The organism is uncultured Holdemanella sp. (assembly GCF_934772795.1).
GTDB lineage: Bacteria > Bacillota_I > Bacilli_A > Erysipelotrichales > Erysipelotrichaceae > Holdemanella.
Genome location: NZ_CAKVMR010000002.1, coordinates 47,158 through 69,716, shown reverse-complemented (window position 1 = coordinate 69,716; position 22,559 = coordinate 47,158). Strand labels below are relative to the sequence as shown.

Annotated in this window: 27 protein-coding genes; 21 read left to right on the top strand and 6 right to left on the bottom strand. The window is 34.6% G+C overall.

Going from position 1 to position 22,559, the window contains the following annotated elements:
* Nucleotides 1-93: 93 nt before the first annotated feature.
* Nucleotides 94-1,275, bottom strand: coding sequence for an aminotransferase class I/II-fold pyridoxal phosphate-dependent enzyme (locus Q0F04_RS01295; RefSeq protein WP_295749235.1), 1,182 nt, complete (start codon nucleotides 1,273-1,275; stop codon nucleotides 94-96).
* 78 nt (nucleotides 1,276-1,353) lie between these two features.
* On the opposite strand from Q0F04_RS01295, the gene Q0F04_RS01290 reads away from it, so the two are divergent.
* On the top strand, nucleotides 1,354-2,487 hold the full coding sequence (locus tag Q0F04_RS01290; RefSeq protein WP_117573588.1) for a DUF362 domain-containing protein: 1,134 nt from the start codon (nucleotides 1,354-1,356) through the stop codon (nucleotides 2,485-2,487).
* Between the two features lie 7 nt (nucleotides 2,488-2,494).
* Here the strand turns inward: Q0F04_RS01290 and Q0F04_RS01285 are convergent, their stop codons facing one another.
* The gene (locus tag Q0F04_RS01285) at nucleotides 2,495-3,010 is read right to left on the bottom strand and encodes an ECF transporter S component (RefSeq protein WP_295749232.1); all 516 of its coding nucleotides are present in this window, start codon (nucleotides 3,008-3,010) and stop codon (nucleotides 2,495-2,497) included.
* Nucleotides 3,011-3,029: 19 nt separating this feature from the next.
* On the bottom strand, nucleotides 3,030-4,214 hold the full coding sequence (locus tag Q0F04_RS01280; RefSeq protein ID WP_295749229.1) for an aminotransferase class I/II-fold pyridoxal phosphate-dependent enzyme: 1,185 nt from the start codon (nucleotides 4,212-4,214) through the stop codon (nucleotides 3,030-3,032).
* Nucleotides 4,215-4,294: 80 nt separating this feature from the next.
* Here Q0F04_RS01280 and Q0F04_RS01275 point away from each other — a divergent pair, with 80 nt between their 5' ends.
* The 3 genes from Q0F04_RS01275 to Q0F04_RS01265 all read left to right on the top strand — a co-directional run bounded on the left by Q0F04_RS01275 (nucleotide 4,295) and on the right by Q0F04_RS01265 (nucleotide 6,372).
* A complete protein-coding gene (locus Q0F04_RS01275; RefSeq protein WP_295749225.1) occupies nucleotides 4,295-4,711 on the top strand; it encodes a hypothetical protein in 417 nt (138 codons plus the stop codon).
* A gap of 66 nt (nucleotides 4,712-4,777) precedes the next feature.
* Complete coding sequence (locus Q0F04_RS01270; protein WP_295749222.1) at nucleotides 4,778-6,040, top strand: amidohydrolase; 1,263 nt, start codon at nucleotides 4,778-4,780, stop codon at nucleotides 6,038-6,040.
* Entirely contained in the window at nucleotides 6,040-6,372 is a 333-nt protein-coding gene (locus Q0F04_RS01265) for a glutaredoxin domain-containing protein (protein ID WP_295749219.1), read from the top strand. Before Q0F04_RS01270 ends, Q0F04_RS01265 begins: the two co-directional genes overlap by 1 nt.
* Here the strand turns inward: Q0F04_RS01265 and Q0F04_RS01260 are convergent.
* Nucleotides 6,369-6,908 (bottom strand): DNA-3-methyladenine glycosylase I, encoded by a 540-nt coding sequence (locus Q0F04_RS01260; RefSeq protein ID WP_295749216.1) that lies wholly within the window; start codon nucleotides 6,906-6,908, stop codon nucleotides 6,369-6,371. The two genes, Q0F04_RS01265 and Q0F04_RS01260, sit on opposite strands and share 4 nt — an antisense overlap.
* Before the next feature lie 89 nt (nucleotides 6,909-6,997).
* Here Q0F04_RS01260 and moaA point away from each other — a divergent pair, with 89 nt between their 5' ends.
* The 15 genes from moaA to Q0F04_RS01185 are packed head-to-tail and all read left to right on the top strand — an operon-like array spanning nucleotide 6,998 to nucleotide 18,585.
* A complete protein-coding gene (gene moaA, locus Q0F04_RS01255; protein WP_295749213.1) occupies nucleotides 6,998-7,942 on the top strand; it encodes a GTP 3',8-cyclase MoaA in 945 nt (314 codons plus the stop codon).
* 1 nt (nucleotide 7,943) lies between these two features.
* Nucleotides 7,944-8,420: a cyclic pyranopterin monophosphate synthase MoaC gene (moaC, locus tag Q0F04_RS01250; RefSeq protein WP_295749210.1), complete on the top strand. Its 477-nt coding sequence runs from the start codon at nucleotides 7,944-7,946 to the stop codon at nucleotides 8,418-8,420.
* Nucleotides 8,408-9,343 carry an MOSC domain-containing protein gene (locus Q0F04_RS01245; protein ID WP_288522911.1) on the top strand — a complete coding sequence of 312 codons (936 nt, stop codon included), beginning with the start codon at nucleotides 8,408-8,410 and terminating at the stop codon, nucleotides 9,341-9,343. Before moaC ends, Q0F04_RS01245 begins: the two co-directional genes overlap by 13 nt.
* On the top strand, nucleotides 9,324-10,019 hold the full coding sequence (modB, locus tag Q0F04_RS01240; protein ID WP_288522912.1) for a molybdate ABC transporter permease subunit: 696 nt from the start codon (nucleotides 9,324-9,326) through the stop codon (nucleotides 10,017-10,019). Before Q0F04_RS01245 ends, modB begins: the two co-directional genes overlap by 20 nt.
* The gene (locus Q0F04_RS01235) at nucleotides 10,020-10,652 is read left to right on the top strand and encodes an ATP-binding cassette domain-containing protein (RefSeq protein ID WP_295749205.1); all 633 of its coding nucleotides are present in this window, start codon (nucleotides 10,020-10,022) and stop codon (nucleotides 10,650-10,652) included. It begins immediately after the preceding gene.
* Nucleotides 10,649-11,425: a molybdate ABC transporter substrate-binding protein gene (modA, locus tag Q0F04_RS01230; RefSeq protein WP_288522914.1), complete on the top strand. Its 777-nt coding sequence runs from the start codon at nucleotides 10,649-10,651 to the stop codon at nucleotides 11,423-11,425. Before Q0F04_RS01235 ends, modA begins: the two co-directional genes overlap by 4 nt.
* A 1-nt stretch (nucleotide 11,426) precedes the next feature.
* On the top strand, nucleotides 11,427-12,440 hold the full coding sequence (locus tag Q0F04_RS01225) for a molybdopterin-binding protein (protein WP_288522915.1): 1,014 nt from the start codon (nucleotides 11,427-11,429) through the stop codon (nucleotides 12,438-12,440).
* Nucleotides 12,437-12,769 (top strand): LysR family transcriptional regulator, encoded by a 333-nt coding sequence (locus tag Q0F04_RS01220; RefSeq protein ID WP_117571787.1) that lies wholly within the window; start codon nucleotides 12,437-12,439, stop codon nucleotides 12,767-12,769. The genes Q0F04_RS01225 and Q0F04_RS01220 overlap by 4 nt, the downstream gene beginning before the upstream one ends.
* Nucleotides 12,762-12,983 (top strand): DUF3343 domain-containing protein, encoded by a 222-nt coding sequence (locus Q0F04_RS01215; protein ID WP_288522917.1) that lies wholly within the window; start codon nucleotides 12,762-12,764, stop codon nucleotides 12,981-12,983. The genes Q0F04_RS01220 and Q0F04_RS01215 overlap by 8 nt, the downstream gene beginning before the upstream one ends.
* Entirely contained in the window at nucleotides 12,983-14,011 is a 1,029-nt protein-coding gene (gene selD / locus Q0F04_RS01210) for a selenide, water dikinase SelD (RefSeq protein WP_295749200.1), read from the top strand. Before Q0F04_RS01215 ends, selD begins: the two co-directional genes overlap by 1 nt.
* The gene (gene yedF, locus Q0F04_RS01205) at nucleotides 14,008-14,601 is read left to right on the top strand and encodes a sulfurtransferase-like selenium metabolism protein YedF (RefSeq protein ID WP_117571784.1); all 594 of its coding nucleotides are present in this window, start codon (nucleotides 14,008-14,010) and stop codon (nucleotides 14,599-14,601) included. Before selD ends, yedF begins: the two co-directional genes overlap by 4 nt.
* Nucleotides 14,602-14,606: 5 nt before the next feature.
* Nucleotides 14,607-15,398 carry a selenium-dependent molybdenum cofactor biosynthesis protein YqeB gene (gene yqeB / locus Q0F04_RS01200; RefSeq protein WP_199519679.1) on the top strand — a complete coding sequence of 264 codons (792 nt, stop codon included), beginning with the start codon at nucleotides 14,607-14,609 and terminating at the stop codon, nucleotides 15,396-15,398.
* Complete coding sequence (locus Q0F04_RS01195; protein ID WP_288522920.1) at nucleotides 15,385-16,476, top strand: aminotransferase class V-fold PLP-dependent enzyme; 1,092 nt, start codon at nucleotides 15,385-15,387, stop codon at nucleotides 16,474-16,476. The genes yqeB and Q0F04_RS01195 overlap by 14 nt, the downstream gene beginning before the upstream one ends.
* Nucleotides 16,466-17,833: a selenium cofactor biosynthesis protein YqeC gene (yqeC, locus tag Q0F04_RS01190; protein WP_295749196.1), complete on the top strand. Its 1,368-nt coding sequence runs from the start codon at nucleotides 16,466-16,468 to the stop codon at nucleotides 17,831-17,833. Before Q0F04_RS01195 ends, yqeC begins: the two co-directional genes overlap by 11 nt.
* Nucleotides 17,830-18,585, top strand: a complete 756-nt coding sequence (locus tag Q0F04_RS01185) for a M15 family metallopeptidase (protein WP_295749194.1) — start codon at nucleotides 17,830-17,832, stop codon at nucleotides 18,583-18,585. The genes yqeC and Q0F04_RS01185 overlap by 4 nt, the downstream gene beginning before the upstream one ends.
* Before the next feature lie 23 nt (nucleotides 18,586-18,608).
* On the opposite strand, the gene Q0F04_RS01180 is transcribed toward Q0F04_RS01185, so the two are convergent.
* Together Q0F04_RS01180 and Q0F04_RS01175 are read right to left on the bottom strand one after the other, a co-directional pair.
* Nucleotides 18,609-19,832, bottom strand: a complete 1,224-nt coding sequence (locus tag Q0F04_RS01180; RefSeq protein ID WP_295749192.1) for a CapA family protein — start codon at nucleotides 19,830-19,832, stop codon at nucleotides 18,609-18,611.
* A complete protein-coding gene (locus tag Q0F04_RS01175) occupies nucleotides 19,819-20,754 on the bottom strand; it encodes a M15 family metallopeptidase (RefSeq protein ID WP_295749190.1) in 936 nt (311 codons plus the stop codon). Before Q0F04_RS01175 ends, Q0F04_RS01180 begins: the two co-directional genes overlap by 14 nt.
* Before the next feature lie 117 nt (nucleotides 20,755-20,871).
* Between Q0F04_RS01175 and Q0F04_RS01170 the strand changes: the two genes are divergently transcribed.
* Together Q0F04_RS01170 and Q0F04_RS01165 are read left to right on the top strand one after the other, a co-directional pair.
* Nucleotides 20,872-21,372, top strand: coding sequence for a sigma-70 family RNA polymerase sigma factor (locus tag Q0F04_RS01170; protein ID WP_295749188.1), 501 nt, complete (start codon nucleotides 20,872-20,874; stop codon nucleotides 21,370-21,372).
* 180 nt (nucleotides 21,373-21,552) lie between these two features.
* Nucleotides 21,553-22,554, top strand: a complete 1,002-nt coding sequence (locus Q0F04_RS01165; RefSeq protein ID WP_295749186.1) for an aromatic acid exporter family protein — start codon at nucleotides 21,553-21,555, stop codon at nucleotides 22,552-22,554.
* Nucleotides 22,555-22,559 lie beyond the last annotated feature (5 nt).

The following is a 22,559-nucleotide window of genomic DNA, read 5'->3' as shown; positions in this document are numbered from 1 at the left end:
GTTTCTTTTGTTAGGTGTCTGGCTAACGAAATTGCTCACATTTCTATTCACCACCCATTTGCAAAAGAGGAGCTTATTTAAAAAACCGTTGGATTACTCCCCAACGGTTTTCTTATAAGGCATTTTTGTACGCATATCTTTTAATCGATCTAATGCCGCAAGTAGAGTTTCATCTTTTTTTGCAAAATGGAAACGAATATAGCGGTTTTCCTCTTCTTTAAAGAAACTAGATCCAGGAACGGCAGCTACACCCACATTTTTAATGAGATCCACACAGAAATCTAAATCTGAATCGTAACCAAACTCACTAATATCGACCATGACATAATAAGCTCCTTGCGGTTCGGTATGTGGAATATTTAATTCTTTTAAACCATTGATGAATAAATCTTTCTTGTGTGTATATAGCTTTTGAAGTTCATCATAATAAGCATCCTTAAATTCAAGACCGACAACGGCAGCTTCTTGAAGAGGCGCAGCCGCACCAACAGTTAAAAAGTCATGCACTTTTTTGATTTGTTCGATGATATTTTCTGGGGCAATACAATAGCCTAAACGCCATCCTGTAATGGAATACGTTTTAGATAGGGAACTACAAGAAATGGTTCTTTCAAACATACCTGGTAAAGAGGCAAAATATGTATGTTTGTATGGAGCATATACAATGTGTTCATATACTTCATCTGTAATCACATATGTATCATATTTTACGGCAAGACTTGCGATATATTCCAATTCTTCTTTTGAGAAGACTTTTCCACAAGGGTTGCTTGGATTGCACAAAATCAAAGCTTTCGGATTTTGTTGAAACGCATTTTCTAATTCTTCTTTATCAAAGTTGAATACAGGTGGGTGTAAAGGAACATAAATTGGCTTGGCACCACAAAGAATGGTATCTGCTCCATAATTTTCATAGAATGGAGAGAAGACAATCACTTTATCATTTGGATCACAAACACTCATCATGGCTGCCATCATGGCTTCGGTACTTCCACAAGTGACAACGATATTTTTGTTCGAATCTAAATCTAGATTCATATATTTCGATTGTTTCTTAGCTAAGGCATCTCTAAAATTTTGAGCACCCCAAGTAATCGCATACTGGTTAAAGTCTTCATGGGCAACTTGTTCTAGTCGATTCAAGATTTCTTTTGGTGGATCAAAATCAGGAAATCCTTGCGATAGATTGATCGCATCATATTCATTTGCGATTCTTGTCATTCTTCGAATCACAGAATCTGTGAATGTCTCTGTTCTTTTTGATAATTCTTTCATAATCACACTTCCTTTTTTTCATTTTTTGCATTGTATCATTTTTTGTGGAAATGTAAAATAAAATTGAGGTGATATTCGATGGAAAAATCTAAAGTATACTATACGGATTTTCATACCCGTAAATTAGGTGAGGGTCTACCTACAAAACTGCAATTGTTGGCAAAAAAAGCAGGAATTGCCGATTTGGATCTAGACGGAAAGTTTGTCGCAATTAAAATGCATTTTGGTGAATTAGGAAACATTGCGTATTTACGTCCGAATTATGCACGTGCCATTGTAGATGTGGTAAAAGAATTAGGGGGAAAACCATTCTTAACCGATTGTAATACAATGTATCCAGGATCAAGAAAAAATGCTTTGGAACATTTGGAGTGTGCCTGGCAAAATGGATTTACTCCACTTACTGTAGGATGTCCAATTTTGATAGGAGATGGACTAAAAGGAACGGATGATATTGAAGTGCCAGTCGTTGGTGGAGAATATTGTCAAACAGCTAAAATAGGTCGTGCAATTATGGATGCCGATGTCTTTATTTCTTTGACACACTTTAAAGGTCATGAATCAACTGGGTTTGGTGGAACCATTAAAAATATTGGTATGGGATGTGGATCGCGTGCTGGTAAAAAAGAACAACACTGTTCAGGAACTCCACATGTTGATGAAAAACGATGTCGTGGCTGTAAACAATGTCTTAAAGAATGTGCGAATAATGGATTGGAATATGATGAAACAACACATAAGATGCATATTAATGAAACAAATTGTGTTGGCTGTGGACGTTGTTTAGGTGCCTGTAACTTTGATGCGATTTCATTTAATAACTACAATGCGAATGAATTATTGAATAAACGTATGGCGGAATACACAAAAGCCGTTGTGGATGGACGTCCTAATTTCCATATTTCTTTGATTGTGGATGTTTCACCAAACTGTGATTGTCATGCCGAAAACGATTTACCAATTTTACCAAATATAGGAATGTTGGCATCTTTTGATCCACTTGCCCTAGATCAAGCCTGTGTAGATTTATGTATGAAGGCAAAACCAATGCCAGGCTCACAATTAGATAAGCATCTACATGATCCAAACTTCTGTGATCACCATGATCATTTCACTAATTCCACACCTGAATCGGAATGGAAATCTTGTTTGGAACATGCACAAAAGATTGGCTTAGGAAATCGAGAATACGAATTGATTGAAATGAAATAAACCGTAGCTAGGCTACGGTTTTATTTAATATACGCACTAAAATCGGAACAATGATCAATTGAATAATAATGCCTGGAAGACAAGTGATAAAGCTAGCTGTCATAAATACAGATAGTGTGTAGCCTTGTGTACTTAGTACAAATGTGTTGATTAAGCCATTCATGATTCTTCCTGCAAGCATCGCAATAATTAAACTCACGTATAGTTTGGTCATTTCGTTTTTTAAAATGATGTGTTTTTCACATAAACCAGTAACTAAACCATATACGGCAAGTTCAATCATCATTTGAGGTAAAATCATTGCAGGAGGCATTCCAGTTGTCATACTTGAAAGAAAGGGTGTAAAAATTCCGCATGCCAAACCATATGGGGCTCCACAAAATAATCCGCAAATCAATACAGGAATGTGCATTGGTAAAAATACACTACCTCCATTTGGAATCATGTGAAAGGTCATAGGAAGCAATACGCCTATTGCGATGCATAAAGCGCAGGATACTAATTTTTTTGTTGTAGTTTTCATAATCAAAATTTTCCTTCTTCTATAATACAAATTCCTTTAAGCGAGAAAATGCTTCTTCTACTAAGCTTGTTGGTAAAGCTAAATTCATTCGAATCGTATTTGGATTCATAAATGGACGGCCATCTTGCCAACATACACCATAATGAACTCCTTTCTTTAAAAGTTCATCCATAGTGATATCATGTGTATCTAAATATTTTGTGCAATCTAGATACAACATATATGTTCCTTCTGGTTTTATGAGTTCAATATCTTTGAAATTGTTGTGGATAAAATCAAGTGCATAATCTACATTATTCGCAATGACTTCATTCAATTCATTGACCCAATCCAGTCCATCTTTACAATAAGCACCCATAAGAGCATGAACACTTAATATGTTAGGTGAATTGTAGTGAGATAAAGACGCTTGCTTATTTAATCGATCACGAAGATATTTGTCGTAAACAATATGGTAGGAACCAACTAAACCTGCAAGATTGAATGTTTTACTTGGAGCATAAGCGGCGATAGTTCTTTTCTTGGCATCCTCACTTACGGATTGCGTAGGAATATGTGTGTTTTCTTTACGTACTAAATCGGACCAGATTTCATCACTAAATACTAAAACATCATGTTTTTTACAGATAGCCATAAATTTTTGGATTTCTTCCTTTTTCCATACTCTTCCCGTTGGATTGTGTGGAGAACAGAAAATCGCAAAATGGATATTATGTTTGATGATCTTCTTTTCAATATCCTCATAATCCATAGCCCAGTTCTCTTCTTTCTTTAACGGACTATCAATAATTTTTCTTCCCAAATTATTCAATGTGTGAATAAACCCAATATAACATGGTGACTGCACTAAAATGGGTTCGCCACTGGCTGTAAAAGCCTCAAGTGCACTGGATAAAATACCAAGAACACCATTTTCATATCCGATAGCTTCTTTTTCCACATCTATGCCATGCGTCTCTTTTTGCCAGAATTGAATGGCTTTATAGTAATCTTCTGGCATTTCAAAATATCCAAAGTGAGGCTCATTAATTCTTTCAATCATTTGTCTTTGAATGTTCTCAAAAACAGGATAGTTCATATCCGCAACCCACATAGGGATTGTTGAAAAATCAGGGTCTACCTCTACGCCTTTAATAGGTAGAACATCAAGGGCAAGGGCATCGTGTCCTTTCCGGTTTAATAGAGTTGTAAAATCGTATTTCATAATAAAAATTCTCCTTACCACAATAATAATATAATTTTTCGGAATTTGAAATATCGAACGATATCATGTATAATGCTCGCATGACAGATAGTACTTCAATGTTAAAAAAGATTGTCGACTTAATGATCGACATCATCTATAAGACGCACACCTATTTCTTGAGTATGAATGACTCATTTGAAGCACAATTATCCGATAAGCAACTTCACTTCTTGATTATTGGCTTGTTGGGGATTGCCATGCTTATAGTGATTTATCCATTATTTAAGTGGATGGCTAAAAAGAACTTAACGGTTTTAATTAGTTGGTTCTACGTATTTACTGTACTTGTAGTTATCACATTTGCGATTGAAATAGGCCAATGGTATTCGCATACAGGCGAAATGGACTTCAACGATATTTTGGCAGGTTTGGTTGGCTATTTTGCGATGTCCTTTATATTCCTGCTTGTGGTGGCAATCATCGAACTCATTAAATCGATTTTTAAGAAGAAATAATCAAAAGTTATTTCTTTTTTTTTGATTCCATTTGTGGGATGATTAAATCAGAAAGAAGGAATGCATATGCGTACACGATTTTATAATGCACGTATTCTCACAATGAAGGATTTTGATGCTTTTTCAGGTGAAGTTTGGGTAGAAGACAACAAGATTTCATATGTAGGTAAACATAAAGAACATGCTTGTTCGTTTGACCGAGAAATAGATGTACACCAGAATCTAATTATGCCAGGATTTATTAATGCGCATACCCATTCTGGAATGACATTTTTAAGATCGATGGCCGATGATATGCCACTTCAACAATGGCTAAATGAAAAAGTATTCCCTATTGAAGCTAAATTAACGCAAGATGATATTTATTATTTTTCTAAACTTGCGATATTAGAATATCTAACAAGTGGAATCACTTCGAATTTTGATATGTATTTAAATCCAGAAGCTATTGTTAAGGCAAGTCTAGATATGAATTATAGAACGGTATTATGTGGTGCAGTTAATAATTTTTGTCTATCCGTAGAAGATGTAGAACGTTGTTTTAATGAATATAATCAAGAAAATAGTTTGATTTCTTATATTCTTGGCTTTAGTCATGAATACACAAACTCAAAAGAAAAGATTCAACAAGTAGCGGCTTTATCGCATAAATATAAAGCACCTGTTTATACACATTTAAGTGAAACAGAATTTGAAGTATCCACATGTAAAGAAAAGACGGGGCTTAGTCCTGTTGAATACTTATGTGATCTAGGCGTATATGACTATGGTGGAGGTGCCTTTCATTGTGTGCACATGAGTGAACATGATTTAGATTTATTTCAAGAAAAACATTTAAATATCATCACAAATCCTGCGTCCAATCTAAAACTTGCCAGCGGTATAGCTCCAATCCAATCGATGCTTCAACGAAATATCAATGTATGTTTAGGAACGGATGGTGCGGCAAGTAATAATTGTCTAGATATGTTTAGAGAGATGTTTTTGGTTACGGGATTGGCTAAATATAAAAATTGTGATGCTTCTGCAGTTGATGCTTATGAAGTGTTGAAAATGGCAACCGTAAATGGAGCTAAAGCTTTAAATTTAAATTGTGGGGTATTAGAAGCTGGAAAGTTGGCAGATTTAATTATTTTAGATCTACATCAACCAAATATGCAGCCAATGAATAATATCGCAAAAAATATTGTATACAGCGGATCTAAATCCAATGTAAAATGTACCATGGTCAATGGTGAAATCTTGTATGAAGATGGACATTTTCATGTAGGGTTTGACATGGAATCCTTATATGATGAAGTACAAAAAAGGATAAAGAGGTTAATGTGATGAATATACAAATTTTTGGAAAAAACAAGTGCTTTGATACAAAGAAAGCACAACGCTATTTTAAAGAAAGAAATATTAAGTTTCAGTTTATCAATTTAGATGAAAAAGAAATGAGTAAGAAAGAATTTGAAAGTGTATTAAGACAAGTTGGCATTGATTCCATGATTGATCCAAAAGCTAAGGATAAAGAATTATTGACGATGTTGAATTACTTGTCAGATAAAGAAGATAAAGTGTATCTCAATCAGCACATATTAAAAACGCCAATCGTGCGTAACGGCAAATCGGCGACAGTAGGCTATGAACCAAATGTTTGGAAAACATGGGATTAGTCTTTGTATAAGAAACAATCTTTTTCGTGAGAATAAATCACACCGATGGCTTGAAGATAGGAGTATATAATCGTACTTCCTACAAACTTCATGCCTCTTTTTTTTAGATCATTTGAAATGGAATCTGAAAGAGCTGACGTTGTTTTTTCTGTTTCATAAATGATTTGTCCATGGGTAAAAGTACATAAGTAATCATAAAAAGTTTGATACTCTTCTTGAATGGATTTAAAAATTTTCGCATTTGAAATACTCGCTTTGATCTTTAATTTGTTACGAATGATATTAGGATTGTTTCTTAATTGTTCTATTTTCTCTTCATCAAATTCAATCACTTTATCAATGTCAAAGTCTTCATAAGCCTCTTTAAAAGCTTCTCTTTTATTTAGAATACACTGCCAGCTTAGTCCTGCCTGAAAAGATTCAAGTATCAACATTTCAAAGAGATATTCTTCATCTGTATTGAGTTTTCCCCATTCATGATCATGATATTCAATATATTTTGGATTGTTTAGATTACACCACGCACATCGTTTCATGATTCCATTTTAAAGTAGATAAAATGTGGATTCAATGATAAAATTGAATCAGTTGGTTATTCTCGTTTGAGAATAACGGAAAGGATTTTATGCAAGATTCATTTGGTCGAAATATAAATTATATGCGAATTTCATTAACAGACAGGTGTAATTATGCTTGTTACTACTGCAAGCCAGATATCTCCAAACACCTTTGTCATTCGGATATATTAACATATGAACAACTCTTAGATATTTGTAGATGTGCTGTATCTTTGGGAATTACTCGATTTAAAATTACGGGTGGAGAGCCCGCACTTCGTAAAGGCTATATTGAATTTATTCGTAGTTTGAAAGATTTAATTGGTGTTGAACAAGTAACACTAACAACGAATGGAAGTTTATTTTCTTTTACAGATTTAGATGAACTCAAAAAGATTGGACTTGACTGTATTAATTTTTCAATTGATACACTGGATGAATCTGAATATTTAAAGATTTGTAAGAAGAATGATTTGAAGAAGGTTTTGTTGAATTTAGAATATGCCTATAAAATTGGTGTTCCGGTTAAAGTGAATTGTGTTGTGGACAATCTATTTTCATTTTCTCGATTTGAATCAATGTTACAACTCATCAAAGATAAAAAGATTGCGCTACGATTCATTGAATTGATGCCACTAAAATATAGTGATCGAAACACAAAAATGAATGAACTGATTGAATATGTACAAAAGAATTACACATTAAATGTGTGTGATGAAAAGTTAGGGAATGGACCAGCTCATTATTATACGATTGGTGATTATGAAGGTTACATTGGCTTTATTGAAGCGTTACATAATAAGTTTTGTCAAGACTGCAATCGCATACGCTTAAGTAGTGTAGGACGATTGAAATTATGTTTATTCCATAGTGATGGAGTGGATTTAAAACCTTATCTAAATAATTTGGAAGAGCTTGAGAAAACGATGGCTTTTTGGATCTTCAAAAAGCCTAAGGAACATCATTTTGAAGAAGAACATTCATCGACGGTGATGAATGAAATTGGAGGATAAAATGGAATTAACACATTTTGATGAACATGGAAATGCACGTATGGTCGATGTAAGCGAAAAGGATATTACTTCAAGAAGTGCTTGCGCTGTTGGAAGTATATTGGTAAATGAAGAAATTCTACATAAAATTGAGCAGAGTGACATGAAAAAAGGAGATGTATTAGGTGTAGCTCGTATCGCCGGAATCATGGGCGTAAAAAAGACGAGTGAATTGATTCCTTTATGTCATCCTTTAATGATCAATAAGGTCAATATTGATTTTGAAATGGATAAAGCGAATTGTTTGATCTATGCCTATTGCACAGTGAAGTGTAATGGAAAAACGGGTGTAGAAATGGAAGCTTTGACAGGTGTAAATATTTGCCTTCTGACAATTTATGACATGTGTAAAGCTGTAAGTAAAGATATGGAAATTAAGAATGTACATTTGGTTTCTAAATCAGGTGGAAAGAGTGGAGATTTTGTATGGAAGGAATAATTAAGGCAATTTGTATCAGCGAACAAAAGGGAACGGAAAAACATCCGGTTCAAGATATTGAAATTATTGAAAATCATGGACTAGAAAATGATGCGCATGCAGGTAAGTGGCATCGCCAAGTTTCTTTATTATCGTATGAAAAGCGTGAAGAATTTAAGGCTAAAGGAGCTGATGTAGAAGATGGTGCTTTCGGAGAAAACTTACTTGTATCAGGTATTGAATTCACAAATTATCCAGTAGGAACACAGTTTAAGATTGGGGATGTATTACTAGAACTGACGCAAATAGGTAAAAGCTGTCATTCTCATTGTGCAATTTATCATCAAGTCGGTCAATGTATTATGCCGCATCTTGGTGTATTTACGCGTGTTTTACATGGTGGACATATTTGTGTAGGAGATAAAGTGGAAGTTATTGAAAATAAAGATACTCGAATGCGTGTAGCCGTATTGACATTAAGTGATAAGGCAAGTGTTGGGCAAAGAGTGGACAAGAGTGGTCCGCTGATTGAAAAAATCATGACGGAACAAGGATACAATGTGACAAGTGTGACAGTGATTGCGGATGATGAGAATGAAATTGTTTCGCAATTGATCAATTTAAGTGATCGTTGCCAAAATGATTTGATTCTTACAACCGGAGGTACTGGACTTAGTGTTCGTGATGTGACGCCAGAAGCCACAATGAAAGTCATGACAAGAAATGTTCCAGGTATTAGTGAAGCATTGCGCTATGAATCGATGAAATATACAAATAAGGCCATGTTGTCTCGTGGCGCAAGTGTATTAAGAAATCAGACTTTGATTATTAACTTGCCAGGAAGTCCTAAGGCAGTTAAGGAAAGTCTAGATATTATTTTAGGCCCGTTAAAACATGGCTTAGAAATTATGAAGGGTGAAGCGAGTGAGTGCGCAAGGAAGTAATTTAGATTTAACTCCAATCTGGATATCTTTAAAAACGGCAAGTATCACAATTGTAATTACGTTTATTTTAGGATTACTGGCCGCATGGTGGATCTATTCAAGAAAGAGTGAGGCATTAAAAATAATCTTTGATGGAATCTTTACGTTACCTATGGTTTTACCACCTACAGTAGCTGGCTTTTTCTTGTTGATGATCTTTGGTGTGAATCAACCCATAGGAAAATTCTTTATGAATGTATTTGGCATTCGCATCGCTTTTAGCTTTAGTGCTACTGTAATTGCAGCCGTAGTGATTTCATTTCCACTCATGTATCGAAATGCCAGGGGTGCTTTTGATCAAGTGGATACGGATTTAGTGTATGTCGCAAGAACTTTGGGTATGAATGAATGGAATATTTTCTTGAAAGTATTGATCCCAAATGCTTTACCTGGAATTATCAGTGGGGGTGTACTAGCTTTTGCGCGTGGCCTAGGTGAGTTTGGCGCAACGGCAATGCTTGCAGGAAATATTATTGGTAAAACTCGAACACTTCCAGTTGCAGTTTATAGTGAAGTGATGAGTGGGAATATGGAATCAGCCGCCTTTTATGTGTGGGTTATCATTGGTATTTGTTTTACAGCCGTGCTTTTGTTGAATCTATATCAACTATATGTGCGAAAGAAAAGGAGTTTCTAAATGTTGGAAGTACAAATATATAAGAAGCTTGCAGAATTTGATTTAGATGTTTCTTTTCAAGTGAATGACAATATTCTAGGACTTATGGGAGCTTCAGGCTCTGGCAAAAGTATGACATTAAAATGTATTGCTGGAATTGAAACGCCGGATAAAGGAAGAATTGTTTTGAATGATCGTGTTTTATTTGATTCAGAAAAGAAAATTAATGTGCCCATTCAAAAGCGAAATGTGGGCTATATGTTTCAAAGTTATGCTCTATTTCCTAATATGAATGTATATGAAAATATAAGTGTGGGACTAAGGGCTAGAAAAGTAAAAGATGTGGATATCGTAGTTAAGAAAGTGATGCAACAATTTCAAATTAGTGAACTTGCTTCAAGATATCCCAAACAATTATCGGGTGGACAAAGACAAAGAGTGGCATTGGCTCGTTTGATGGCGTATGAACCAGATGTTCTTTTATTGGATGAACCATTTAGTGCTTTAGATGAAGATTTGAAGGAAGATTTATTACAGGAGCTTAAAAGTGAACTTCAAATTTCAAAACCAGTTATTTTTGTATCGCACAATAAGGAAGAAGTAAATTATTTATGTGATCTAAAATATAAAATTAAACAAGGAGAGATCAGATGAAAAAAGGTTTAAGTATTTTATTGGCTGGAGTGATGGCCACAAGTTTATTTGGTTGTAGTTCAAATGAACCAAAAGAACAAGTAAAACTTACAATTGCGGCAGCTGCCAGTTTGGAAAATGCATTTGAAGAAGAATTGATTCCAATGTTTGAAAAAAAATATCCAAATGTAACGATTGAAGGTGTCTATGATAGTAGTGGAAAATTACAGCTTCAAATTGAAAAAGGCTTAGATGCGGATGTCTTTTTTAGTGCAGCTACAACACAGATGAATGTATTAAAAGATGAAGATTTAGTGGATGCGGATTCGATTTCAAATGTATTAGAGAATAAATTGGTGTTGATCAAAGGAAAAGACAGTAATACATCAGTCACTGGTTTTGACAATATTAGTGATGCTTCAATCATTGCGATTGGAGATCCAGAAGTAGTTCCAGCGGGAAGCTACGCAAAGGAAGCTTTGACAAATTTAGGTGTATGGGATTCTATCCAAGATCGTTTGAGTTTAGCTGGAAATGTAACGGAAGTATTGTCTCAGGTTGAAACACAAAATGCAGAAATTGGTTTGGTTTATGCGACAGATGCTGCAAGTAGTGATAAAGTAGAAGTAGTGGCAGAGTGCGATAATTCATTATTAGCTACACCAGTACTCTATCCAGTGGGTCGTGTATCGAGCACAAAGCATAAAGAGGAAGCGGATTCATTGATTCAATTTTTAAAGAGCGATAAAGCTTTAAAAGTATTCAAGAAATACGGATTTAAAAAAGGAGAGTAAGATGAAATTAATCAAGACTGAGGATGCCGTAGGGCATGTACTTTGTCATGATATAACACAGATCATTAAGGGTGTCACAAAAGATGCCCTTTTTCGTAAGGGTCATATCGTGACAGAAGAAGATATTCCTTTATTATTATCAGTGGGGAAAGAACATTTATACGTTTGGGAAAACGACGAGAGTATGATGCATGAAAATGATGCAGCCATGGTTTTACTAGATATGTGTAAAAATGATTATATGTCGTATGGTGAGATCAAGGAAGGAAAAATTGAACTAAAAAGCGAGATTCATGGTTTGTTTAAAGTAGATCGTAAGGCTTTGTTTACAGTAAATTCATTTGGACAGATGATGATCGCGACAAGACACTCAAATACAGTAGTAAATCCGGGGGATAAACTTGCGGGTATGCGTATTATTCCTTTGGTGATTGAAAAGGAAAAGATGGATAAAGCTAGATCACTCATCACATCTAGTATTCTTGAAATCAAGCCGTTTGTATTAAAGAAAGCAGCTGTGATCACAACAGGAAGTGAAGTGTATAAAGGAAGAATTCAAGATACATTTACACCAGTTATTCAAACTAAATTGGCTGAGTTTGGCTGTGAAATGGTGTATCATGCGATTTGTGATGATGACGATAAAATGGTGACAGAAAAAATCAATGAAGCTTTAAAACAAGGGGTAGACATTGTACTTTGTACAGGTGGAATGAGTGTGGATCCAGATGATAAAACACCACTAGCAATCAAGAATACAGGTGTCAATATTATTAGTTATGGTTCTCCGGTTCTTCCTGGTGCTATGTTTTTACTTTCCTATAAAGGAGAAGTTCCAATTGTGGGTCTTCCAGGCTGTGTGATGTATGCCAAAAGAACGGTATTTGATTTAGTGCTTCCTCGTTTACTTGCCAAAGATGTAGTGACATATGAAGAGCTATGTGATTTAGGTGAAGGTGGATTGTGCTTAGGATGTAAGGTGTGCACATATCCAAATTGTGGATTTGGAAAATGAGATATAAACTAAAGATTCAAATAGGTAATAATGAACCGGATTTTGGCAAGGGCGTTGTAGAACTGTTGGAATTATGCGATAAGTATGGTTCCTTATCAAAGGCCTATAAAGAAATGGGAATGTCAAATTCAAAGGCTTGGAAAATCATAAAAAGAGCGCAAGAAGATTTAGGTTATGAACTTGTTCATACGACAAGTGGTGGAAGTTTTGGTGGAGGCTCTCAATTAACTTTAGAGGGAAAAGAATTGGTTCGTAAATATAAATTGTTTCAAGAAAAAATAGAAACGTATTCAAAACAAGTATTTAAGGAAGTATTTGAAAATGAGTAAAGAGGAAGTATTGATTATTACTTTTAAAAGTATTCAAGATGTTCTAGATTTGGAGTCTAAGACAAAAAATGGGCGTATGATACCTGTTCCAAGTTGTGTTAAGGCAGGCTGTGGCATGTGTTTTATGTCGAAAGATTTAGATGAGGAAAAGTGGAAAGCATTTTTAAAAGAACAAGACATTTTGTATGAGGATATAGTAAGGGTGAATTTTTGATGAACGAAAAAATATATTGTAAGAGTGGTGGATGTAGTGCTAAATTAGGCGCAAAAAAATTGAGTCATATTTTAGAAAAAATTGATTCATTTAAAGATGAAAATGTCTTAGTTGGATTTGATTCAAGAGATGATGCAGCTGTCTATCAAATTGATGAAAATCATGCCTTTGTATCTACTTTGGATTTCTTTCCACCCATGGTAGAAGATCCATATTTGTATGGTCAGATTGCGGCAACAAATGCACTCAGTGATATTTATGCGATGAATGGTACGCCTAAAACGGCTTTAAATATTGTGTGTTTTCCAGATAATGAGGATTTGAATATTTTGGGTAAGATCATTGAAGGAGGAAATTCTAAGCTGGTTGAAGCTGAGTGTGCACTAGCTGGAGGGCATTCCATTCGTGATGATTCCATTAAATATGGTTTGAGTGTGACGGGTTTAGTAGATCCAAAAGATGTAAAGAAAAATAATGGTACGCAATGTGGGGATGTCTTGATTTTGACGAAGCCTTTAGGTGTTGGTTTGACTTTGAATGCGCTACGTATGGATGATTGTTCTAAAGAAATGCAGGAAAAAGTCTTTAAAAGTATGACGACATTAAATAAATATGCATGTGATATTTTAAAAAAATATGATGTGCATGCTCTAACGGATGTAACGGGTTTTGGCTTGTTGGTTCACTTAAATGAGATGTTAGATGAGACAAATAGTGCCATAATTTACAAGGATTCGATTCCATATTTTGATGACTGTAGAAAGTATGTAGAAGAGTTTTATTTAAGTGGTGCTGCCCAGACCAATCGCAATAGTGTAGAGGGTAAGATTCGTTTCGATTGTGATTTCTTTACAGAAGAAATCTTGTTTGACCCACAAACGAGTGGTGGCTTATTGGCAAGTGTGTCTAAGGATGATTTAGCAGATATACAGAAGGATTTTAAGGAAAATAATCTTGAATTGTATGTTGTGGGTGAAGTCATTGAGAAAAATGAATATAATGTATATGTAAGAGGTAGGAAGATATGAAAACTTTAGATTGTAGAGGATTGGAGTGTCCACTTCCAGTCGTAAAGACAAAGGAAGCTTTAAAAGAGGAAAATGTAGTATCCACAATTGTGGATAATGAAATTGCGGTTGAAAACTTAACGAAGTTTGCGAAAGTAAAAAATTATATGGTAAATTCTAAAAAAGAGGGTAAGGATTATATTGTTGAAATTTCAAAGGGTGATGAAGAAGCAGATTTTGAAGTGGAATACACATATGCGGACTGCAGCTTGGCTAAGCCTAAAATGGTTGTTGTGTGCGCAAGTAATGTGATGGGTTCAGATCCGGATTTAGGTGCGATTTTAATGAAATCATTTATTTTCTCTTTGACAAAACAAGATGTTTTGCCAGATGAAATGATTTTCTATAATGAGGGTGTAAAAATCACAACGACAAAGAATGAAACTCTAGAAGATTTGAAATATTTAGCAGATAATGGAGTTGAAATTGTTAGTTGTGGAACTTGTTTGGATTTCTTCCATTTAAAAGAAGAACTTCAGGTGGGTTCAGTCACAAATATGTATGATATTGTAGAGAGAATGGAGAAGGCTGATAAAATTATCAAGCCATAAAGCTTATGAATAAATGTGTTATTGTGCGTGGTGGAGGAGACATAGCGACAGGGACAATATATAAACTTGTAAAAAGTGGATTTCAAGTATTGGTGCTAGAAGTTGAAAAGCCAAGCGCAATACGAAGAAATGTTGCCTTTTGTCAGGCTGTGTATGAAGGAAAATTTACGGTTGAGGATATGACGTGTGTTTTAGTTTCAACGATAGAAGAAGCTAAAGCGGTGATGGCTAAAAATCAAGTCGCAATGATGGTAGATCCAAATGGGGAAATGATTTCTAAAATAGAACATATTGCCTTGGTGGATGCGATTCTTGCCAAGAAAAATTTGGGTACGACAATGGATATGGCACCTATCACAATTGGTTTAGGTCCTGGTTTTTGTGCAGGAAAAGATGTGCATGTGGTTATAGAAACTATGCGTGGGCATAATCTAGGAAGACTGATTTATGAGGGTTGTGCCTTGCCAAATACGGGTGTTCCTGGAAATATTAAGGGATATTCTAAAGAAAGAGTGATTCATTCTCCTTGTGCAGGTGTTTGTCACAATGTTAAAAAGATTACGGATATAGTGGAAATGGGAGAAATTATTGCGTATATCGATAAGACACCAGTGTATGCGAGTATGTCAGGCTTACTTAGAGGGTTGATTCAGGATGGGTACAATGTAACATCTGGATTTAAAATGGCTGACATCGATCCAAGAGAGGATGAATATCAGAATTGTTTTACGATTTCTGACAAGGCACGTTGCATTGCCGGAGGTGTTTTGGAGGCGATACTGCATGGTTTATCTTGATCAGGCTGCGACAAGTTTTCCAAAATTAGATGTAGTCAAACAAGCGGTTATGGATGCATTAGAGGTGGCAGGCAATGCGAATCGCAGTTCGAATATGGATTCTTCTCGTTTGATTTTTGAGGCGAGAAGAAATATTGCACAGTTTTTTGGATTGTCTGATTTTCATCGTGTCATTTTAAATGGTGGAAATACAGAGAGTTTAAATACTTGTATTAAAGGAATCTTACAAGAAAATGATCATGTGATCACTACGTATGCGGAGCACAATAGTGTGCTTCGTCCTTTATATGAACTAGAAGAAAAAGGCGTTATATCTTTAACGATTTGTTCACCTTATTTAGAGGATATTAAAAACCATATTCAAAAGAATACTCGAATGGTTGTTATGACACACAGTTCGAATGTAACAGGTGAAATCTTTGATGTGGATTTAATTGGAAAGTATTGTAAAGAATGTGGCATTCTATTTATGGTGGATGCGGCTCAAAGTGCAGGGCATATTCCAGTATCTATGGAAAATATAGATGTTTTATGTTTTAGTGGCCATAAAGGTTTATTAGGCATTGGTGGTATTGGTGGATTTTGTGTAAAAGGCATTGAAGTAAAACCATTGATTTCTGGTGGAACGGGCATAGATTCTTTTAATCCACAAATGCCAAAGGCGTATCCAGAACATTTAGAGGCGGGAACACAGAATCTTGTAGGAATTGCGGCTTTAAATGCAGGGGTAAAGTATGTTTCAGAAAATCAAGTAGAGATTATGGAAAAGGAATACTTTTTACTCCAAAAATTATATGAAGGTTTAACGGGGTATGTAGAGTTTTATTCATCTTTAGAAAATTCTACACCTATTGTGGCAATCAATATTCCAGGTAAAGATAGTGCTTATGTGAGTGATTTGTTGAATTATAAGTATGGTATTGTGACGCGTTGTGGAGCGCATTGTGCTCCATTAATGCATAAACATTTAAAAACAGAAGAACAGGGAATTGTGCGTTTATCTGTATCGTTTCAAAATACAATAGAAGATATTGATTGTGTGATACGTGCAATTCAGGAGATTTCAAATGATTATTAGTGTAATTGGTTCGGGTGGAAAGACAACGTATATCCACGAGTTAAAAGATAAATATGTTTCTTTGAATAAATCCGTTTTAATGTGTACAACTACGCATATGTTGATTGAAGAAGGTACATTGGTAGATCCTAGTTATGATGAAATTATGCATAGAATTGAAATATATGGATATTGTCATGTGGGAAATCGTTGTGATGAATTTAAAATTGGAGCGTTAGATGAAGATTTGTTAAATCGATTAAAACAAGTGGTGGATGTGATACTGATTGAGGCAGATGGTTCTAAGCATTTGCCTTTGAAGTTTCCTAATGTCAATGAACCTGTTATTGATTCAGATTCAGATGAGGTTGTGTTGATTTCAAATTTAAATGGATTAAATAAGCCGGTAAAAGAAGTGGTACATCGTTATGAGCTTACAAATTTAGATCCAAATGAACTTGTAACACCTAGAATCATACAGGATTTAATTCGTGTTTATTTAAAGAAACTAGATAAGCCTGTAAAGATTCATGTGAATGGGGATATGGATTTGTATACGCGATGTTTAAAGTCTTTATTAGAAGAAAATATAGATGTAGATATCCTTCAAAAAGAATGGTTTAATATGCAGCCTAAGCTTGTGATTTTAGGTTGTGGACATGTCAGTCAATACTTAGCTAAAATGGCTAATATATTAGAGTTGTATACGATTGTGATTGACAATCGTAAAGAATTTGCGAATGTAGAACATTTTCCTACGGCCGATGAAATTCATTGTATGAATTATGATCAAATGGATTCCGTATTACCGGATGAAGAAAATACTTGTTATGTAATTGTGACAAGAGGCCATAAAGATGATCGTCTTTGTCTAGAAAAGACAATTCATAAGCCTCATTTATATTTGGGTATGATTGGAAGTAAAGGAAAAGTAAAGAAGACATTTGATGCGTTGATTGAAGAAGGATATTCTAAGGAAGAAGTATCCAATGTGCATGCTCCAATCGGATTAGATATTAAGGCACAGACACCTGCTGAGATATCGATTAGTATTTTAGCTGAACTTATTGAAATAAAAAACGCAAAGTTTAGTTCAAGTGTTTCTAAAGAATTACTAGAATCCAATGTTCATGGGACTTTATGTATTATCATTGATAAAAAGGGTTCAGCACCAAGAGGTGTGGGTAGTATGATGTTAGTGCATGAAAATGGAGTTATTGATACGATTGGTGGAGGAAAAGTAGAGTACCAGGCTATTCTAGATGCCAAAGAATGTAAAGAAGTCATGATTAAGGAGTATGATTTATCCAATGCAGAAAGTGCTACATTAGGCATGATTTGTGGTGGATATAATAAAGTCTTGTTTATACCGGTATGAAGATGAAAACAGTCATTTATATTTTGGTATCATTAATTCTGAATGGCTTTATACTAATTTATACATTGGATATAAGGTTGGTGGATCATGATTTAGTTCCTATTAAGAAACAACCTGTAATACAAGAAGAAACATCCGTATTACCGGAAGTAGAGAAGGTAGATCAAAGTGGAAATCCATATGAGAATACAGTAACAGTTTCAGATTTGGATTCCATTTATATACTTGTGAATAAGTATTCAGGATTACCAGAAGATTATGAACCAAGTGATTTAGTTCAGGTACCTTCAAGTGGTGAAAATGAGAATGTGCGCATGCGAAAAGAGGCGGCAGAGGCATTTGGAAAGTTGATTGAAGTCGCATCCAATGAAGGATTTGTTTTGAATGCTTGTTCAGCATATCGTTCTTATGCATACCAAACAGATTTGTTTAATAATGGAGCTGCAAGTTATGGCGAAGAATATGCGGATCGTTATTGGACAAGACCAGGATTTAGTGAGCATCAGTCAGGATTAGCGGTGGATATTCGTATGGATAATGATTGTAGTGATTTAGATGTTGTTCGATATAATCCCCACTACAATTGGTTGTTAGAAAATATGCATACGTATGGTTTTATTTTGCGTTATCCAGATGGTAAAGAGGATAAAACGAAGATTGCACCAGAAAGTTGGCATTTGCGTTATGTTGGTGTGGATTTGGCAACATACTTATATGAGAACAACTTAACTTTAGATGAATATTATAGTTAAAAGGCGCTGAATTCAATCAGCGCCTATTTTAGATACTTTTCATCAATGACTTCTTTTGTCTTGTTTGTGATATATTTGATGTTTACGACATTGCCATCATATCCATTTAATACATGTTTTTTGGCAAGTTTATCTGAATATTGAGATAATTTGTAAGCTTTATAGTTATATCGAACTTCGATAATATTGTCTTGATTTCCTTCGAAATGAATCACAGTTGGAATCCATTTAACATTTTCAATTGTGATTTTGTCATTCTTCTTCACAAAATCAAATTTGATTTCGCCACCTATCGCATTGTCTGTTGTCAACATTCCACCAATAAAGTTTCCTAGAGAATATACACACAACATCTTGTTTCCCGAATTTCCTTTGATCCATTTTACTGGCTGAATTGTATGAGGATGGGTTCCAATAACAACGTCGACACCGCAGTCCGCAAATAATTGGGCATAGTGTTTTTGTAGATCATTTGGTTCAAATGTATTTTCATCACCCCAGTGTGCAGAAACAATGACCACATCACTTATTTCTTTCGCTTTCTGTACATCTGACTTGATTTGATCATCATCTAAATAAGAAACATTATAATCATAATCAGGGGCAATACCGTTTGTACCATATGTGTAAGCTAAGAAACTAAAAGTAATTCCTTTTTTCTTGAATGTGGGAATGGCATTGAAGGCTTCTTGCGAAGTATAAACACCATCTGTCACAATATTTGTATTACTGAAGGCTTCTAATTCATTGGTGATGCCCTGTTCACCTCTATCTAGACAGTGGTTTGTAGCTAGGTTGGCCAGATTGAAACCTGCCTTTTCCAAATTCTTGGCAATTTCTGTAGGTGAATTAAATGTAGGATATCCAGATAAGCCTAGAGATTCTCCACCTAATACAGTTTCTTGGTTAATAAACGCAATATCTGATTCTTTCGCATCTTTTTTAAAGTTTGTGTACATCTTTGAAAAATCGTAAGTTCCATCATCTTGTAGTGCATCATTGTATACTGTTTCATGTATTAGGTTATCTCCAACACCCATAAAGGAAACAACTGTTGTTTCACTTTTTTTTGTTTCTTGTTTTGTGCCTGTGTTCTTTTCTGGCTCTGGACTTGAAAATAAACCAACAATAAAATGAATGAATAAGTATAGAATAAATAGTACGACAAGAATACCACCTGCTAAAATAAGCCTGTTTCTGGTTCTTTTACGCATTCTTCTGCGTCTTCTTCTTTTATTTTGAGCCATGATATTCCTCCAAAGTCCAATTGTTCTTATAAATCTTTGTAGCAGCTTCTTTACCTACATAACGAATGTGCCAAGATTCATATCCATATTGAGTTACGTCTGTTTTATCTTCTGGGTATCTAAGAATAAATCCATACTTGTGCATGTTTTTTAGAATCCAGTCATATCCATCATAATTTTCAATTTCATTAAAGTTATATCCATTGAAAGTGATATCTACCGCAAGTCCCGAGTTGTGTTCGCTTTGTCCAGGACGAGCATAATATTTGTCCGCATAATCTTCCCCGTTGACAGAAGCATAATAATCCCATAAGCCTTTTTGGTATTCATAGGTTCTGTATCCGGCAATTGCACGAATGTTGATATCATTTTTTGCGGCAGCCTTACAAAATTTCACATAGGCATCATATGCTTCTTTGCGCATTTCAATTTGTTCGACTGTCTGACAAGAATAATCTTCGCCTTGTACGCACGCATAATCTTCAAGTGGGACTAAATCACTTGGTTGATAACCTTCGGGTAGTGCATAGAACTTGTTTACTAATAAAGTCATATCCGAATCATCATCGACAATGGTTGTCTTTGAATATGGTTTTAGGTCCATGTCACAATTTACCTGCATAACTATTTCTTTTACAGAATCCGCCTTCCATTTGGCATAGCGCTTAGCTCTGTTACTGTGATAGTTTGGCAAAGAAGTCATTTCTTTGATATCTTCTTCAGACATGCCTGCTTTTCGTAATGTCTCGCTTCCTTTGACTTCTTCTGTGATTTTTTCATTGTTTGAGGTCTTATTGTCAGAGTGGAATAAGCCAACAATGCCTTTGATTAATGTGATTAAAATAAATAAAGTAATAAGTAAACCGAATGCTAGAATTAAACGATTTCTTATTTTCTTTTTTAAACGCCTTCTCTTTTTCATGTTTTTCTCCCTTTTTCTAAGAAAAATTATAGCATATAAACGAGTTTTAAGGGTTAAAATGGATTTATCAAATGATGTGTTGTATACTAAAAATAACATATATAAAGGATTAACCATATGAATATAGACAAAAAGATAATAATGGGTGTAAGAAATAAGGATGCGGATGCGAAGAAAGAACTTGTTTCATTGACTCGAGATCATTTGATACAAACGATTTATAAGCGTTATATTGGTTTAGAAGAAAAAGAAATCAATGACATTTTACAGGCAACATATACATACGCATTTATGAATATGGATAAATTGAGTGATGATAAGAATTTTTTGAAGTGGATCACAGTCTTGTTGAATAAACAATTACGTGAGTATATGCAGGCAAAAGAACATACGGGTGTGACCACAGCTTTACATGGTTTGCCTAAATATCGACAATCCGATGTGGATGATTGTTTAAATGAGATGCCAGAAAATCAAAAGACAGTGACAATCATGCATTGTCTTGGAAAACTAAAAGAGAAGGATATCGCAAATCGTCTAAAGATGAGTGAAGAGGGAGTGGCTCGTTTGTTGAAGAGCGGTAAACAAAAAGTAAAGGATGTATTGGAAAAGAAGTAATAGTCATGGGCAATCGGTTTGGTTGCCGTTTATTAAAATGAATTTTATTAAAATTGATTTTAATAAAAACTATTTTAATAAAAGTATAAAGAATAATGCTATTTCGTAGTGAAGATGTATTAGATAAGAAGTGACAATTAATATTGTCCTTTTTTTTGATTTCGCATAAAATGTATGCATATGAAAAGAGATACAAAAAGAGTATTAATATTATCACTTAAGATAGGCGTAGGAAGTGCCATTGCGATTATTTTAGCCTACTTTTTTAAGTTAGATAATCCAACAAGTGCAGGAACGATTGCACTATTATCTTTGTTGACGACAAAGTGGGGAACGGTGAAGCTTGTTCTTAGAAGAATTTCTACATTCTTTGTGACAATTCTATTCTGTTTTATTTTCTTTGAACTTATCCCAAGTCATTGGTTTGCGTTTGGACTTGTGATTGCGTGCTTAGTTGGGTATAGTGAGAAAATGAAATGTCAGAATACTTTAAGTGTAAATGCGATGATTGCCGTGCATTACTTGAGTTATTTGGATTTCAGTCTTCACTTCATGATGAATGAATTCTATTTGATTTTAATTGGTGCCATTATCGCATTCTTATTGAATTTGGTTCATGATTATAGTGGAGAAGAGGAGTATTTGAATTCTTGCATGAATTATATGGAAGATAAGATTCAGAGTTTGATGTATCAAATTGTTCACTATATTCAAAGTGAAGAAAGAAACACAACAATTTGGAAAGAATTAGAGGATATTAAAGAGCAGGCTGAAAAATATATTCATATTGCGATGGAATATCAGGATAATACGTTTACGAGTTTACCAGATTATTATATTCGTTATTTTGAAATGCGTGCTTTGCAGTGTGATATTCTACATATGTTGCATTATAAGATTCGAAAGATTCGTAAGATGCCTAAAGAGGCGCATGAATTGGCAAAATATATTGAATATTTAATTCCGTTTATTCATGAAAAAAATGATCCTCAGCCACAAATCTCTTCGCTTCATCAAATGTTGAAGGACAAACAAAGCGAGAATCTTCCTAAAAGTCGTATTGAGTTTGAATCAAAGGCGATGCTTCTACATATTTATATGGATCTTGAAGAGTTTTTATACACAAAGAAAAAGTTTATTGATCAAACGACAGAGGAACAGAAAAAAATGTATTGGAGATGATTTGA